Source organism: Paenibacillus sp. oral taxon 786 str. D14 (assembly GCF_000159955.1).
Taxonomy (GTDB): Bacteria; Bacillota; Bacilli; order Paenibacillales; family Paenibacillaceae; genus Fontibacillus; species Fontibacillus phoenicis.
Window position 1 is genome coordinate 102,311 of record NZ_GG695985.1, and the last position, 14,336, is coordinate 116,646.

General features: G+C 53.8%; 14 protein-coding genes. 4 read left to right on the plus strand and 10 right to left on the minus strand.

Going from position 1 to position 14,336, the window contains the following annotated elements; all coding sequences use genetic code 11:
• Positions 1-220: 220 nt before the first annotated feature.
• From rlmD to POTG_RS24025, 3 genes are all read right to left on the minus strand, one after another.
• On the minus strand, positions 221-1,672 hold the full coding sequence (gene rlmD, locus POTG_RS17125) for a 23S rRNA (uracil(1939)-C(5))-methyltransferase RlmD (protein WP_009226105.1): 1,452 nt from the start codon (positions 1,670-1,672) through the stop codon (positions 221-223).
• Positions 1,659-1,970 carry a CLC_0170 family protein gene (locus POTG_RS17130; RefSeq protein WP_009226106.1) on the minus strand — a complete coding sequence of 104 codons (312 nt, stop codon included), beginning with the start codon at positions 1,968-1,970 and terminating at the stop codon, positions 1,659-1,661. Before POTG_RS17130 ends, rlmD begins: the two co-directional genes overlap by 14 nt.
• A gap of 223 nt (positions 1,971-2,193) precedes the next feature.
• Positions 2,194-2,451, minus strand: a complete 258-nt coding sequence (locus POTG_RS24025; protein ID WP_009226107.1) for a hypothetical protein — start codon at positions 2,449-2,451, stop codon at positions 2,194-2,196.
• A 189-nt stretch (positions 2,452-2,640) separates the two neighbouring features.
• Here POTG_RS24025 and recQ point away from each other — a divergent pair, with 189 nt between their 5' ends.
• Both recQ and POTG_RS17140 read left to right on the plus strand, forming a co-directional pair.
• A complete protein-coding gene (gene recQ / locus POTG_RS17135) occupies positions 2,641-4,473 on the plus strand; it encodes a DNA helicase RecQ (protein ID WP_009226108.1) in 1,833 nt (610 codons plus the stop codon).
• Positions 4,474-4,485: 12 nt separating this feature from the next.
• Positions 4,486-6,297, plus strand: a complete 1,812-nt coding sequence (locus tag POTG_RS17140; protein ID WP_009226109.1) for a B12-binding domain-containing radical SAM protein — start codon at positions 4,486-4,488, stop codon at positions 6,295-6,297.
• 81 nt (positions 6,298-6,378) lie between these two features.
• Here the strand turns inward: POTG_RS17140 and POTG_RS17145 are convergent, their stop codons facing one another.
• From POTG_RS17145 to POTG_RS17160, 4 genes are read right to left on the minus strand one after another with little or no spacing between them, the layout of a single operon-like run.
• Positions 6,379-7,329 carry an alpha/beta hydrolase gene (locus POTG_RS17145; protein WP_009226110.1) on the minus strand — a complete coding sequence of 317 codons (951 nt, stop codon included), beginning with the start codon at positions 7,327-7,329 and terminating at the stop codon, positions 6,379-6,381.
• Positions 7,330-7,365: 36 nt separating this feature from the next.
• Positions 7,366-7,764: a VOC family protein gene (locus POTG_RS17150; protein ID WP_009226111.1), complete on the minus strand. Its 399-nt coding sequence runs from the start codon at positions 7,762-7,764 to the stop codon at positions 7,366-7,368.
• A gap of 16 nt (positions 7,765-7,780) precedes the next feature.
• Positions 7,781-8,377: a tRNA (mnm(5)s(2)U34)-methyltransferase gene (locus POTG_RS17155; RefSeq protein ID WP_009226112.1), complete on the minus strand. Its 597-nt coding sequence runs from the start codon at positions 8,375-8,377 to the stop codon at positions 7,781-7,783.
• Positions 8,378-8,383: 6 nt separating this feature from the next.
• Positions 8,384-9,337, minus strand: coding sequence for a TIGR01212 family radical SAM protein (locus POTG_RS17160; RefSeq protein ID WP_009226113.1), 954 nt, complete (start codon positions 9,335-9,337; stop codon positions 8,384-8,386).
• A 334-nt stretch (positions 9,338-9,671) separates the two neighbouring features.
• Here POTG_RS17160 and trmB point away from each other — a divergent pair, with 334 nt between their 5' ends.
• A complete protein-coding gene (gene trmB, locus POTG_RS17170; protein ID WP_009226115.1) occupies positions 9,672-10,382 on the plus strand; it encodes a tRNA (guanosine(46)-N7)-methyltransferase TrmB in 711 nt (236 codons plus the stop codon).
• 67 nt (positions 10,383-10,449) lie between these two features.
• Here the strand turns inward: trmB and POTG_RS17175 are convergent, their stop codons facing one another.
• Together POTG_RS17175 and POTG_RS17180 are read right to left on the minus strand one after the other, a co-directional pair.
• A complete protein-coding gene (locus POTG_RS17175) occupies positions 10,450-11,589 on the minus strand; it encodes an MGDG synthase family glycosyltransferase (protein ID WP_009226116.1) in 1,140 nt (379 codons plus the stop codon).
• A 50-nt stretch (positions 11,590-11,639) separates the two neighbouring features.
• On the minus strand, positions 11,640-12,167 hold the full coding sequence (locus POTG_RS17180) for a phosphatase PAP2 family protein (RefSeq protein ID WP_036645980.1): 528 nt from the start codon (positions 12,165-12,167) through the stop codon (positions 11,640-11,642).
• Between the two features lie 622 nt (positions 12,168-12,789).
• Between POTG_RS17180 and POTG_RS17185 the strand changes: the two genes are divergently transcribed.
• Positions 12,790-14,031 carry a glycosyltransferase family 2 protein gene (locus POTG_RS17185; protein ID WP_009226118.1) on the plus strand — a complete coding sequence of 414 codons (1,242 nt, stop codon included), beginning with the start codon at positions 12,790-12,792 and terminating at the stop codon, positions 14,029-14,031.
• Between the two features lie 82 nt (positions 14,032-14,113).
• On the opposite strand, the gene POTG_RS24950 is transcribed toward POTG_RS17185, so the two are convergent.
• The coding region (locus tag POTG_RS24950; protein WP_232282333.1) for a hypothetical protein at positions 14,114-14,336 on the minus strand (223 nt) is incomplete at its 5' end.

The following is a 14,336-nucleotide window of genomic DNA, read 5'->3' on the forward strand; positions in this document are numbered from 1 at the left end:
CGACTACAGCTATCATAAATCAAAAAGAGGCTAACCAGATTAAGCTGGCTAACCTCATAATACGAAAATTCTTGACAGACTCCGAAAATGTCCATTACCCTGAGCATTTTCTACGCTCTCAACAATTTGAATTATCTTGTTGAAGTTACCAGCCTAACCCCGATGATGTTTTTAAAGGGTTAGGCTACTTTTCGTTTTGACAACTGGTTTAGGCGCCCCATTATTTGTCAATACGATGTGTTGACACTACACACTCCACATGACTCGTCTGCGGAAACATATCCACCGGCTGCACCCATTCCAGCGCATATCCGCCGTCCAGCAGCGCTTTGCAATCCTTTGCCAGGGTGGACGGGTTGCAGGAGACGTAGACGAAGCGCTTCGGTTTCGTCTTTAGCACCGCTTCGAGGAAGCGGGGATCCAGCCCGGTGCGCGGCGGGTCAGCGACGATGACGTCCGGGGCGAATCCGGACTTGACCCAGCGGGGGAGTAACTCCTCGGCGTAACCGGTGTAAAACTGAGCGTTATCCCGGCCGTTCCGGGCTGCATTCGCTTTGGCGTCCTCGACGGCTTCGGGGATCGATTCGATGCCGCGAACCTCCTTCGCGTAAGGTGCTAGCCACAGGCCGATCGTGCCGGTGCCGCAGTAGGCATCAACGACGGTTTCTTTACCCGTCAGACCCGCAGCTGCACGCACGGATTCATACAGCTTGACCGTTTGCAGCGGGTTCAGCTGGAAGAAGGCGCGGGGCGATAGCGTGAATTCCAGATCACCCAGCGATTCCTGAATGCTGTCTGCGCCCCACAAGATCTCTGTCCGGTTGCCAAATACGAGCGAGGTGTTCTTCGGATTCACGTTCATTGCGATGCTGGTCAGCTCGGGCATCGCCAGTCGCAGCTCCTTGACCAGCTGCTCCCGGCGCGGCAGCTTGTCGTTGGCGGTGACTAGCGTGACTTGCAGCTGCCCGGATTGGAAGCCAACGCGGACGACAATCGTACGGACCAGCCCTTGGTTGCTTTTTTCCTTATATACTGGAATACCTAGTCGTTGAAGCACGTCCCGGGTCTTGTCCACCACCTCGTTCACCTTCGGGTGTTGAATGGGACAACCGGTAATATCGATCAGCTTATGGGAGTCGGCCGCATACAAGCCGGCGATCATGCCCTCTTGGGACATGCCTAATTGCAGCTGCGCCTTGTTACGGTAGCCCCAAGGGTGATCCATGCCCAGCATCGGCTTCAACCGCACGTCCTGCAGGCCGGCGTAACGCGCAAACGCCTCCCGGATGATCTCCTCTTTGCCGGCTAACTGTCCCTCGTAGGACAGATGCTGGATCTGGCAGCCGCCGCAGATGCCGAACACCGGGCATGGCGCCTCCAACCGATGCGGAGAGCGCTTCTCGATCTTTCGAATCACGGCAGCGATATATTTAGGCTCTACGCGGGTAACCTCTGCATGTATGACCTCACCGGGAATACCGCCTTCGACGAACACGGCTTTCCGCCGATAATAGCCGACGCCTTCGCCGTTAATGCCCAGCCGCTTGATCGTCACGACGATCCGGTCGCCGGTACGTATCTCATCGGCCTGTTCCCGCTTGGCGATCGGCGGCTTGGGCCGCGATTGCGTTTTGTTGCCCGGGCGGTTGCCGGAATAGTTACGTTCTTTCATGAATCCTGATTCTCCATCCTGTTAGGTTTGTACTAGACTCAATATACCATGGGAATCCAAGGGATACCATGACCTGCATCGACGAAGGGTTATGGCAGCTGCAATAACAGAAAAACCAGAAACCGGTGCCAGCAAGCGAGAGGTTGATCCAACCAAAGATTTTGGCGTATTTCTGTTCCTTTTGCTTCTGCTGAACCTTATAAATCGTTTGATCCACCAGAAGCAAGACAAGTCCGGAAAAGAGTGAGATGGAAGCGGTAAAAGCAAACACGTGATTCATGACATGCACCTGATTCATGACATGCACCTCCTAATTCGCTTTTAAGCCGGTTCGACGGATCGAAACACTGAGTTTCACGGATCCCGGGATGTTCGCATACATCTGTCCCCAGTCGCTTTTCTGGTGAATGTGCTAGGATATAACAGAACAAGGGTTTCCCGAACCCCGTAGATCCCAATCGTGGAGAGCACGAGCAACAAGTACAAGCTGGCGCTGACGGCGATGCCCAGCATGACCGACTTCAAGCCAATTTAAGAGATGAACTGATTTCATCGACATCATGATAACAAACAAGAAGGGGAGGATGACAAACGGCCAATAAATCACGTGAACATAGGCAAATTGAAGCGCATGAATAATCGTCAATGGTTTGAAAAAACTGGTCGAACAGCGCCGGGACAATCAGCGCATCCCAACTGTTCGAGGAAGAAGACGAAGGTGATGGTTTTGAAGGATGCTTCTTCTTATACGCTTCGTATTTGGATTTCCAATCCAGCATATCTGCCGCCTCCGGACGAATTGTAGGATTATTAGAGAGTGTTGGACTTTTTGGAAAAGTTTATGTAGCGTTTGCGGCGGTTGCCCAATTCTCCAAACCCCGGTAAACTAAAAAAGTGCATAAAGCCGGTCTGTCCCGAAAATCCGGGAGGACGACGGCCGATTGGGAAGTTAGGAGAAATCAAGCGAAATGAGCACGGAAGCACTTACGATGGAACATGCGCAGCAGCTGCTGCAGAAATATTACGGATATCCCGATTTCCGCGAAGGGCAGCGGAGAATCGTCGAGAGCGTATTGTCCGGCGCGGATACGCTGGGCATTATGCCGACGGGCGGAGGCAAATCGATCTGTTACCAGATCCCGGCTCTGATGTTGCCGGGTCTGACGCTGGTTGTGTCCCCGTTGATCTCGTTGATGAAGGATCAGGTCGATGCGCTCACGGCGATGGGCATCTCCGCCGCCTACATCAACAGCACGCTGTCGGGCAAGGAAGTGAACGACCGCATCCGGGCGGCGCGCCGCGGTGAGCTGAAGCTGCTCTATGTTGCGCCGGAGCGGCTGGAGCTGGACTGGTTCCGCGAGGAAATGAGCGGTCTATCGATCTCCTGCGTCGCCGTCGACGAAGCGCACTGCGTCTCGCAGTGGGGCCATGACTTCCGGACAAGCTATCTGGCGGTCTCCCCGTTTGTGGAATCGCTGCCGCAACGGCCGATCCTCGCAGCCTTTACAGCCACGGCCACTCCGGAGGTCATGGACGACATGGTCCGTCTGCTGCGCCTTGCGAATCCGGCCGTGTTCGTCACCGGCCTCGGTCGGGATAACCTGGCGATGTCGGTGCTGCGCGGTGAGAACAAGCGCGAATTCGTCCTGAATTACGCGACGACCCATGCGCATCAGCCCGGGATCGTCTACGCCGCAACCCGCAAGGAGGTTGACGACCTGTACGAGCGCCTGCGCCGCGCCGGCATCCCTGCCGGCCGCTACCATGCCGGCTTGTCCGACAAGGAGCGGGAGGAGAGCCAGGAGGCTTTTCTCTATGACGACATTCGCGTGATGGTGGCGACCAACGCCTTTGGGATGGGGATCGACAAATCGAACGTCCGTTACGTGATCCACTACAATATGCCGAAGAACATGGAGGCTTATGTTCAGGAAGCGGGCCGGGCTGGCCGGGACGGCGAGCCCAGCGAATGTATCCTGCTGTTTAGTCCGCAGGACATCATGACGCAGAAATTCCTGATCGAGCAAAACCCGCAGGATGGAGAACGCAAACGCAACGAGTACCGCAAGCTGCAGCAGATGGTTGAATATTGCTACCAGACGAGCTGCCTGCGCTGGGCAATGCTGGATTATTTCGGTGAGGCTCACGATCGCACGCCTTGCGGTGTTTGCAGCTCCTGCCGGGACGAACGGGAGCTCGTCGACATGACGCGCGACGCGCAGATCGTCTTCTCCTGTATCCACCGGATGCGGGAGCGGTTTGGCGTCTCGCTGGTTGCTTCGGTGCTCAAAGGTTCGCAGAACAAAAAGGTGCTGCAGTACGGCTTTAATCAGTTGCCTACCTATGGCATGCTGCGCACGCGCACCGAGAAGGAAATTTCTGAACTGATCAATGTGTTTATTGCGGAAGGGTATTTAGCCTTGTCCGAAGGGCAATACCCGGTCGTAAGGCTGCAGCCGTTGGCGGTTGAGGTGCTGAAGAGCCGCCATCAGGTGATGCTCCGTGCGCCGGAGACTGCCGCCGCGTCCTCATCGTCATCTAGCTCGCGGCGCCGCAAGTATGATGAAGGGCCGTCCGCCGTCAACGAGACGGTGTTCGAGCAGCTGCGCTTGATCCGCCGCGATTTGGCCGAGAAGGAGCGGGTGCCTTCCTATATTATTTTCAACGATGCGACGCTGCGCGAGATGAGTGTGGTCTGTCCGACCAGCGAAGCGGATATGCTGAGAATCAAGGGCGTCGGCGAAGTGAAGTACCGTAAGTACGGAAAGCCGTTTCTGGAGTTTTTTCAAAATATGGAGTAGGGTTGTGAGCATGTGAAAGTCATATTGGCAACGCTGAACGCAAAATTTATTCATACCTCGCTGGCGATCCGGCTGCTCAAAGCCTACAGCGGCAACGAGTTTGACATCGATCTGGCCGAATATACGATCAAGGACCCGGTGATGAATATCGTGTCGGATCTGTTTAAGCGGAAGCCGGATGTCATCGGGTTCTCCTGCTATATCTGGAATATCGAAGAGACGATTCGAGTGGTGGCCTTGCTGAAGAAAGTGCTGCCGGAAGTGAAGATTGTACTGGGCGGCCCCGAGGTTAGCTACGACACGAAATACTGGATGGAGCGCATCCCGGAGGTGGATTTTATCGTCATGGGGGACGGTGAGGAGACATTCCACCATTTGCTGCAGGAACTGTCCGGGGAGCAGAAGTTCCACTTCGTGTTTGGCGCGGCCTATCGCAAAGGAGAAGAGGTCGTACTGAATCCGCCTCGGCCAAAATCCGATCTGAACACGCTGCCGTCGCCGCATCGTTTTCCCGAGGATATTCCGAATCTCGGCAAACGGATCGTGTATTTCGAGACCAGCCGCGGTTGCCCGTTCAGCTGCCAGTTTTGCCTCTCAAGTATTGAGGTGGGCGTGCGGTATTACGATATCGAACGGGTGAAGTCGGACATCCTGTACCTCATCGAGCATGGCGCGAAGATCATTAAATTTCTGGACCGCACGTTTAACATTAACCGCAATTACGCGATGGAGATGTTCGAATTTCTGATCAACAACCACCAGGGTTGCGTGTTCCAGTTCGAAATCACGGCGGACATCATGCGGCCGGAGGTGCTGGACTATTTGGCGGAGAACGCGCCGCCCGGCATCTTCCGCTTCGAGATTGGCGTGCAGTCGACAAACGATCCAACCAACGAGCTGGTGAAACGCCGCCAGAACTTTACGAAGCTGACCCGGACCGTCACCAAAATCAAGGAAAGCGGCAAAATCGCCCAGCATCTGGATTTGATCGCCGGATTGCCGGAAGAGGACTATGCCACGTTCCGCAAAACGTTTAACGACGTGTTTGCTTTGCGTCCCGAGGAGCTGCAGCTTGGCTTCCTGAAGATGCTGCGCGGAACCGGGCTGCGGAATGACGCGGAGAAATACAACTACGTGTTTATGGACCATGCGCCTTATGAAATCCTGAGCAATAACGTGCTGCCGTTTGAGGACGTAATCCGGTTGAAGCGGCTGGAGGACGTGCTGGAGAAGTATTGGAATGCGCACCGCATGGATCACACCGTGGAGTATCTGGTCACTCACGAGTTCGATTCGCCGTTTGACTTCTTCCAGGAGTTTGGCGACTATTGGGAGGAACAAGGCTGGCAGCGGATCGGTCATCAGCTGGAGGACCTGTTCATTCGTCTTCACGCGTTCTTAAGCGGACGCACTTTGAAAGAGCCGGAGGTTGTGCTTGGTTTAATGAAGCTCGACTACCTGCTTGGACACAAGTATAAGCCGCGGAAAATCTGGTGGGAGGACCGGGTGGACAAAGACCGGCGCAGCGCGTATTTCCGTGCGCTCGCAGAAGCCCCTGCTGCTTTGTCAGAGCAATTTGCGGCATACGGCCTGGATGAACGCGGGCTGCAGAAGTATGCGTGCATCGAAGAGCTGCCGTTTGCGCTGGGCGATGTACTGCGAGCGGAAGGGTCAGAAGCGCCAGCAAGCCCGGCGAACGCAGGGGATGAGCCGCAAGGCACGCTGCTTGTTGTCCTCTACCAGCAGGAAGCAGACGAGCGGCCGGTGTATTTCCACGCCCCTTTAAGCGCTTGGTCCCCGGAGCATTGCACCCTGGTCAAGTGAGGAGAGCAATAACGAAAAAGCGAGCCTGCAAACCGGCTTCCTCTTCCCGAGGAGCCGGTTCAGCAGGCTCGCTTTATTTGTTTATTCTGCGTTCGCTGCTTCGGGCGGCAGATGCCACTCCAGCCAATTCAACACATCCGACATCACTTCGTCGCGGTTGATTTCGTTCAGCATTTCATGACGGCCGCCGGGATACAGCCGCACCTCAACGTCTTCGAGGCCCAGCTGATGGTACAGTCCGGCGAGACGCCGGACGCCGGCGCCGTTTTGGCCGACCGGATCGAGGTCGCCGCCAAAGATATAAACCGGCTTATCCTTAGGGATGGAACGCATCTTCTCCGGGCGATGAATCTCCTGCAGCAGGCCAAAGAATCCGTAAAAGAAGCCGGCACTGCACAAGAAGCCGCAGTGCGGGTCAGCGATGTATTTGTCCACCTCGGCCTCGTCCCGGGAAAGCCAGTCAAAGGGCGTCCGCGCCGGGAGGAAGTTACGGTTAAAGCTCCCGAAGGTCACGGCGTTCATCAGCAGGCTGGGATGCATCTCGCCTTGCAGCAGGCTTTGCAGGCGTGCGAGGCTTCGTCCCAAGCCCAGCAGTCCCCGGGGGCCATTTGTTCCTGAGAGAATAAATCCAGTATAAGGCTCCGGGGCTAGGTACATAACCTTCTGCGTTAGAAAGGAGCCCATGCTATGGCCGAGCAGAAACAAGGGGAGTTCGGGATGCTCCTGACGGATGATCTTCGTAAGCTGGATCATATCTTCTGCCATGCCGGTAAACCCCTGTTTGCCCGGCCAGCCCAATTCCTCGGGACTTCCAGCCGTGCGCCCGTGCCCGCGGTGATCGTTCGCGTAGACAACAAAGCCGTGGGCAGTCAGCAATCGGGCCAGGCGCTCATAGCGCTTGGCCGTTTCTGCCATTCCATGGGCGATTTGCAACACCCCGCGCGGCGGAGCAGCGGTATCTTTGGCGGTCCAGCGATACACGAAGACGCCGTGACCTGTGTCATTGTCGAGCGTAAACGTATGCTCTTTCAAGCGCAGCCCTTCTTTCCATGAATTTATGGGAAGACCTCAAGCGAGAAACGCAGGCTGGAAAAATTCGATCCGTTCGCCGTCCGGTCCGTTAAAGAAGAAGAAACGACTGCCGTTTGGCAGACTGCGGATTTCCGGATCAAGGCCGGACAAGCCTAATTTGGAAATCCGGCTATATTCCTCTTCGATATCACTAGCGGTAAAGGCGATATGATGTACTTTGCCCTCATTTGGCAGCTCTTCTCCTTCAGGGAGATTAATCAACTCGACCTCAACGGATTCCTGACCCGGGAAGGTGAGGAAAGCCAGGCGCAACGGATCTCCCACCTCACCGATCGTAGATAACAGCTTCATGCCGATGACCCGTTCATAAAACTCGATGGAATCCTCCAGCGCCGAGACGCGAATTCCGACATGCTCGATTTTGCGAATGCCCATACCGATGACCCCCAGTTTAAATGGAATTGGTTGATTTCTTCTCAATAGCGATCAAATACGGGGCAGCCGGCCTTTGCGGCTGCCGGTACAGGATCGCCTGTCCGGCGGAAGCGGGCAGTGCAGCCGCCCAGGCTTCCACCGCCGCCGCTTCGGCGTCGCCGCCGGGATGGCCGGGGTAGAGGACGGCCGTCAAGATCCCGCGCGGCCGCAGCAGGGCCAGAGCGGCCTCCAGGGCGGGCAGCGTGCTGTCCGGCTGCGTGATCAGCGCCGGGTCAGCGCCCTCGGCTGGCAAATAGCCGAGGTTGAACATCACGGCGCCGAGCCGCCCGTGCACGTCCGCGGGCAGCACGGCCGCCATGTCCGCGTGGCTCGCCTGAAGCAAGGTGACGCCGGCGATGGAATCCGCCGGCTCCTTGTCCAGCCGAGCCTTCGTTAGGGCCAGCGCCTGCGGCTGGATATCGAAGGCGAACACTCGCCCCTTCGGACCGCAGGCTTTGGCCAGGAACAGCGTGTCCGCGCCGGTTCCCGCCGTGGCGTCGACGGCCGCGTCGCCGAGCCTCAGCCGTTCGCCGGCCAGTTTATGCGCGAAGCTTAATACGGAGAGGAAGCCCATAAGCGCTCAACGTCCTCTCCAGTATTTGCCCTGCCAGGAATCGCGGCGCTTCAGCTCCGCGTCGATGGCGTTGAGCACTTCCCATTTTTTGAGGCTCCACATCGGTCCGATCAGCAGGTCGCGCGGCGCGTCTCCGGTCAGCCGATGCACGATCATTTCTGGCGGCAGAAATTCAAGCGTGTCCACAATCAGCTTGACGTATTCGTCCTGTTCCAGGAAACGCAGCAATCCTGCTTCGTACTGCTTCACCATCGGCGTCTTGCGCATCAGATGGAGCAGGTGGATCTTAATGCCCTGCACGTCCATGTTCGCCACGGCGCGGCCGGTCTCCAGCATCATTTCATGCGTTTCCTGCGGCAGGCCGTAAATGATATGCGTGCACACCCGGATGCCGCGTGCGCGCAGTTTCTCCACCGCATCGAGGTAGCATTGCGTATCGTGCGCCCGGTTGATCAGCGTGGACGTCGACTCATGGATCGTTTGCAAGCCCATTTCGACCCAGAGGTAGGTGCGCTCATTGAGCTCGGCTAAATAATCCACGACATCGTCCGGCAGGCAATCCGGTCTCGTGGCGATGGATAAACCGACGACACCCGGCTGCTCCAGAATCGCTTCGTAATATTCACGAAGCACCTCCACCGGCGCATAAGTATTCGTATAAGCCTGAAAATATCCAATATATTTCGCATGCGGCCACTTCAGATGCTGCCGGTCGCGGATCGTGGCAAACTGCGTTACCAGATCGTCCCGGCGGCTTCCGGCAAAATCGCCCGATCCCCGGGCGCTGCAGAACGTGCAACCGCCCTTTGCGATCGAGCCATCGCGGTTGGGACAAGTGAATCCGGCATCTAGCATCACCTTAAATACCTTGTCTCCGAACTCTTGGCGCATCTCGAAATTCCAGGTATGAAATCTTTTGTCTCCCCACAAAGCAGGAGTGTCCGTCATCAGTGTACTCATTGCGGCTCCTTCATTTTGTCACAAAATATTTTTTGCATATTTATACAACGGCGAAAGCCCCGTCCGTACGCCGCTTCCACTGAATTTATTGTATCAAATTTCACTGGAAAAGGGGAATGCTGCTTGCCTGTTTCCTTGCGGCAGGGTACGGAAATATGTTATTTTGAGAATATCAATTTCGTTGGACCCCAATTCCAAAATATATCGAAAAAGGAATCACTCGTCTCGTCTCCCCGGCGAACGGTTGGTTCCTTTTTCATTGCGCGCTTTACATTTGCAGCAAACTTCGGCACAATATTGCAAGGAATGGATACCAAGAAAGCGGAGGAATAACATGCGTTTACGCGGCAGAAAAGGAATACGGGAGCATTTGGAGGAGCAGCAGGATCTGGTTGTCCTGAATCCCCGGGAATATAAAGGACGCTGGGCGGAGGTGTTCGGCAACGGCCGTCCGATCCACATCGAGCTTGGCATGGGCAAAGGTCAGTTTATCAGCGGCATGAGTGTAAAATATCCAGACGTGAACTTCATCGGCATGGACATGTATGATGAGTTGATTCGCAGGGCGAGCGAGAAGGTGCGCGCGAAATGGGACGAGCAGGGCGGGCTGAAGCCGCAAACCGTTCGTCTGGCGCTGGGGAATATTGAAATGATCGAGGAGTTTTTTGCGCCAGGGGAAGTGGAGCGCATTTATTTGAACTTCAGTGATCCATGGCCGAAGAAGAAGCATTGGCGCCGGCGCTTGACGCACCCGCGGTTTTTGGAGAAATACCGTCATCTCCTGAACGAAAACGGCGAAATTCACTTCAAGACTGACTCCCGCGTGCTGTTTGAATTTTCGCTGAATGCCTTTGCCGCGGTTGGATTGCAGATGAGCGACATTTCGCTTAGCCTGCATGAAGGCGGGATTAATGAGGCCCATGTCATGACGGAATACGAAAGCAAATTCGTAGGACAAGGCATGCCGATCTACCGCTGCGAAGTAATGGTTGGCGAAGCGGCCTTACAACGTTACCATGAGCGGAAGATGGAGATGTTTAAATAGCAAAAAAATCGGAGCAGGATGAATCCTGGCTCCGCTTTTTTGTAAATCGCCTTCCTGATCAGGCTGGTTATTTTCGGATGAAATTCGTATTCCCAAGTAAATCAATGATAGCTTGAGCACTTTGCATCGGCCGGAATTTGGCGATATGGTTCAAGACCTCTTCCCGTTTGCGCACGACTTCGTCGTATTGCTCGGTCAACCGTTTGATCCAATCGGTAATATCGTCCAGCGATTTCATCGGGGTTCCCCAACCTTGCTGGGCAAAATAATGCGAATTTTCCTCCTCCTGGCCGGGAAGCGGCTGGTGGAACAGCATCGGGATGCCTTTGGCCAGCCCCTCCGAGCAGGTCATGCCGCCCGGCTTGGTGATCAGCAAATCGGACACTTCCATCAGCTTGTCAATTTCCTTCGTGAACCCGAGCAGATGGATGTTGGGATGAATGAATCGGGGATCCTTTTGCATTTTCTCCAACGACTTCTCGTTGCTGCCCAGACAGAAAATGACTTGAATTTGCTCGCGATAAGAGGCGAGCAGGGCATTGACCGCCTCGTCCTTCATGAAGCCCCAACCTCCGCCCATGACCAGTACGGTAGGCATATCCTTCAGATGGAATTGCAGGCGGATATCTTCCTTCCGATGGCGCTCCCAGAAATTCGGATGGATCGGGATGCCGGTAATCAGGATTTTGCTTTTGTCTACGCCCCGTTCCATCAGTTTCTTCTGCACCTGGTCGGTGGACACGAGATAACAATTCACTTCCCGGCTCACCCAAGCTCCGTGCACATCATAATCGGTAATGACGGTACAGAGCGGGACGTCCAGCATACCTAGCCGTTTCAGGCGGGAAATCACCGCGCTTGGGATCGGATGGGTGCAGACGATCACGTCGGGATGAAGCTGACGGATAATTTGAATTGTACGCGTATAAAAAATCCGATGAAGAGCCATCGTCGTCAATCGGTTTAAAGATTTCTTGTAGTTGCTGCGATACATCATACGGACAAGCCGAGGCTGCGAGGACACCGTTTTCTTGTAAGCGGTGATGATGATCGGCGCCACCCTAGGGTTCAAAAAACTGCCCAGCTCTAGGACTTTCGTCTGTATGTTTGGCGCAATCTTTCGTAAACTGCTGGAGAGCGCGTAGGCCGCTTGCGTGTGACCGGCTCCAAACCCCTCGGATAAAAGTAAGACTCTCTGTTTTTGCACTGGTTTCACCTTATTCCTGCAAGGTTTTCCTATTGTCTACAATATCCCCTTTAAGCCCATAATGCAACCGTTCCAAGCGCTACAGAGGAGCCGATGACCGCTCCGGCAAGAGTGTCTGAAGGGTAATGCAGGCCTAAATAAATACGCGAAACTGCCACGATCAACGCGATGGGGAGCAGCACCAGAATCAAGCTTGGAACCGCGGCCATAAACGGAACCGTAATGGAAAAAATGGCCGTCGTATGCCCGGACGGAAACGAGTGGTCCGTCAGCGGGTTCCGGAACGTATTGGTGCCCGGCAGCGTTAAGTAGGGCCGAAGACGCGGGTAGGTTTTTTTGACGAGTGCTACTGGAAGATGACTGATCGCGAGCGCGACGCAGGATTGCAAGCCGATTTTGCTCCATGGCTGCGGAGCCGCAAGCCAGATGAGCAAGGACGAAAGGATGGTGAACCAAGCTCCCCCTAAATGAGTTAAATGATACAGCCAGAAATTCAGAAAACTGCGGTGCAGGCGGCCGTTGATTCCTACAAAGAGCTGTCGGTCGAGTTGTTGAAGCTTATGGAATAAACGAGTCATAATATCCCTCCGCACGATGGTTGGCCGCGTTCTAGTCCCCGAAAACTGCCTGTCCCGTGGCTGCTCTTTTCAAATAGCATGGCATTTTCAAGTTAGACTAATCATATTTTTATTCTATGGCCTTTTCAAGGACGTTTTTTTGCGCTGCAGGCCGTGCTCTTTTTGACTTTTCGTTCTTCGCCCTTGTACAATGATTCAAATCATAGCAGATCTGTTTAAAAAAATGGTGCAGATTTGTTAACTTTTTGCCAAGTGAGTTCGTCTATGTAATTGTAACGCCAACAAGGTGTCCAGCCGAGCAATAAAAAAATTAAAAAAAGAAATAAAAATTGCCAAAAGTGATGAAAATAGGATGTAACCGTACCTGAAAGCAGGTTGCGGGGCCCCCGTATGCCAAAATTCACCGGTCTTCCAGTTTTTTGCGCAACGTAAGGGCCATAGTTGCTTTGACAAACAACGTCAAGTTGTGGAAAATCGTATTTGGTTTGAAAAAAGAGCCGGCAACGAGTCCAAAGAAAGATCTAGAAAGAAAGAGCAAGATAAGAAAGAAAGGGTCATTCACAATCTAAAACTCCGAGAGATAAAGAAAAAAACAATCGGGGTAAAAAGGGGGCAAGAAATCATGTTGGATGTCATCTTGATTTCACTGCAGGTCATTCTGGCAGTGGTTGGGGTGTATCAATTTGGTTTGGCTTTATTTGGCATGTACAGAAAGAAGAACAAGGTGCAATACGAACCGAGCAAATCCTTTGCTGTGCTGGTTGCAGCACATAACGAGGAAAAAGTGGTCGGGGCGTTGATGGAAAATTTGAAACAAATGAACTACCCGAAAGAATTGTACGACGTGTTTGTCATTTGCGATAACTGCAGCGATAATACCGCAAATATCGTTCGCAGCCACGGGATGAACGCTTGCGTGCGGACCAACCCGAACTTGCGGGGGAAAGGCTATGCCATCGAATGGATGCTGAAGCAACTATGGAAGATGCCGCGTCAATACGACGCCGTTGTGATGTTCGATGCCGACAATTTGGTGCATCCGGACTTCCTGCGGGAAATGAATAACGATCTTTGCGCCGGCGCGCGGGTCATCCAAGGCTACATCGATACGAAGAATCCGGAGGATTCCTGGATTACCGCTTCCTACGGGATTTCGTACTGGTATTGTAACCGCCTGTGGCAGCTGTCCCGGACGAACCTGAAGATGGCGAATTTCCTTGGCGGCACAGGAATGTGCTTTGAAACCGAGCTATTGAAAGAAATCGGCTGGGGCGCTACAAGCTTGGTGGAAGACCTTGAATTTACGATGCGTTGCGTTGAACGCGGGGTATATCCGGTGTTTAACTATGACGCGAAGCTGTTCGATGAGAAGCCATTGACGTTTAAAGCGTCGGCGCGCCAACGTCTGCGTTGGATGCAAGGGCACTTCACCGTCGCTCGCCGTTATTTCTTCCCGCTGCTGTGGAAGAGCATCAAGGAGCGGAACATGGTGAAGCTGGACATGGCGCTTTATGGAGCCAACGTGTACATCGTGTTATTGACGTTCCTGCTTACGGCGTTTATTTGGGTTGACCAATCGTTAATGCAAGAACCGCATGTTAAAACGTTGTATGGCTACCTGCCGATGTGGGTGTCGTATGTGGCGATTGTCGCGAACGTGTTTATTTTCTTGATGGCGATGTTCCTGGAGAAGGTTAAATCGAAGAAGGTCTACGCTTACTTGGTCCTGTTCCCGATTTACCTGATCTCCTGGTGGCCAATCACGTTCTACGCGTTCTTCACCCAGAACAACAAGCAATGGAGCCATACGCAGCATACGCGGGTGGTTCGCCTGGAAGAAGTCCAAAGCAACAAGGTGAGTTAAAAATCGATTCGCTCCCAGCTTCATCCAACCTTCTCGGTGCTGAAAAGTCGATTTTTTAACTTTTGATTAAATGTTACAAAGTTTACGAAGCGGGCTCGGCGTCGAATTTTGAATTCAGCCGGGCCCTTTGTTTGCCCAAAGTTGGCTTTTTGCGCCTGCTGGGAGAATAGCGGCAAAAAATGGCCTTATTTGCTGCGAAATTGGAGTTTGCGGTAAAATAGCGGAATTTATTTCCCTTATTTTTGCCGGAAGGCGCGAAAACAAGGGATTTTGCTGCGAGTTTGTGGAAATAAGGCCATAAAACG

Coding starts and splice junctions, on each gene's coding strand:
- POTG_RS17155 (WP_009226112.1), bottom strand. CDS start 8,377: ATGGGCTTCCTCTCCGTATTAAGCTTCGCGCATAAACTGGCCGGCGAA.
- POTG_RS24025 (WP_009226107.1), bottom strand. CDS start 2,451: ATGCTGGATTGGAAATCCAAATACGAAGCGTATAAGAAGAAGCATCCT.
- POTG_RS17150 (WP_009226111.1), bottom strand. CDS start 7,764: ATGGGCATTCGCAAAATCGAGCATGTCGGAATTCGCGTCTCGGCGCTG.
- POTG_RS17185 (WP_009226118.1), top strand. CDS start 12,790: ATGTTGGATGTCATCTTGATTTCACTGCAGGTCATTCTGGCAGTGGTT.
- trmB (WP_009226115.1), top strand. CDS start 9,672: ATGCGTTTACGCGGCAGAAAAGGAATACGGGAGCATTTGGAGGAGCAG.
- rlmD (WP_009226105.1), bottom strand. CDS start 1,672: ATGAAAGAACGTAACTATTCCGGCAACCGCCCGGGCAACAAAACGCAA.
- POTG_RS17180 (WP_036645980.1), bottom strand. CDS start 12,167: ATGACTCGTTTATTCCATAAGCTTCAACAACTCGACCGACAGCTCTTT.
- recQ (WP_009226108.1), top strand. CDS start 2,641: ATGAGCACGGAAGCACTTACGATGGAACATGCGCAGCAGCTGCTGCAG.
- POTG_RS17160 (WP_009226113.1), bottom strand. CDS start 9,337: ATGAGTACACTGATGACGGACACTCCTGCTTTGTGGGGAGACAAAAGA.
- POTG_RS17130 (WP_009226106.1), bottom strand. CDS start 1,970: ATGAATCAGGTGCATGTCATGAATCACGTGTTTGCTTTTACCGCTTCC.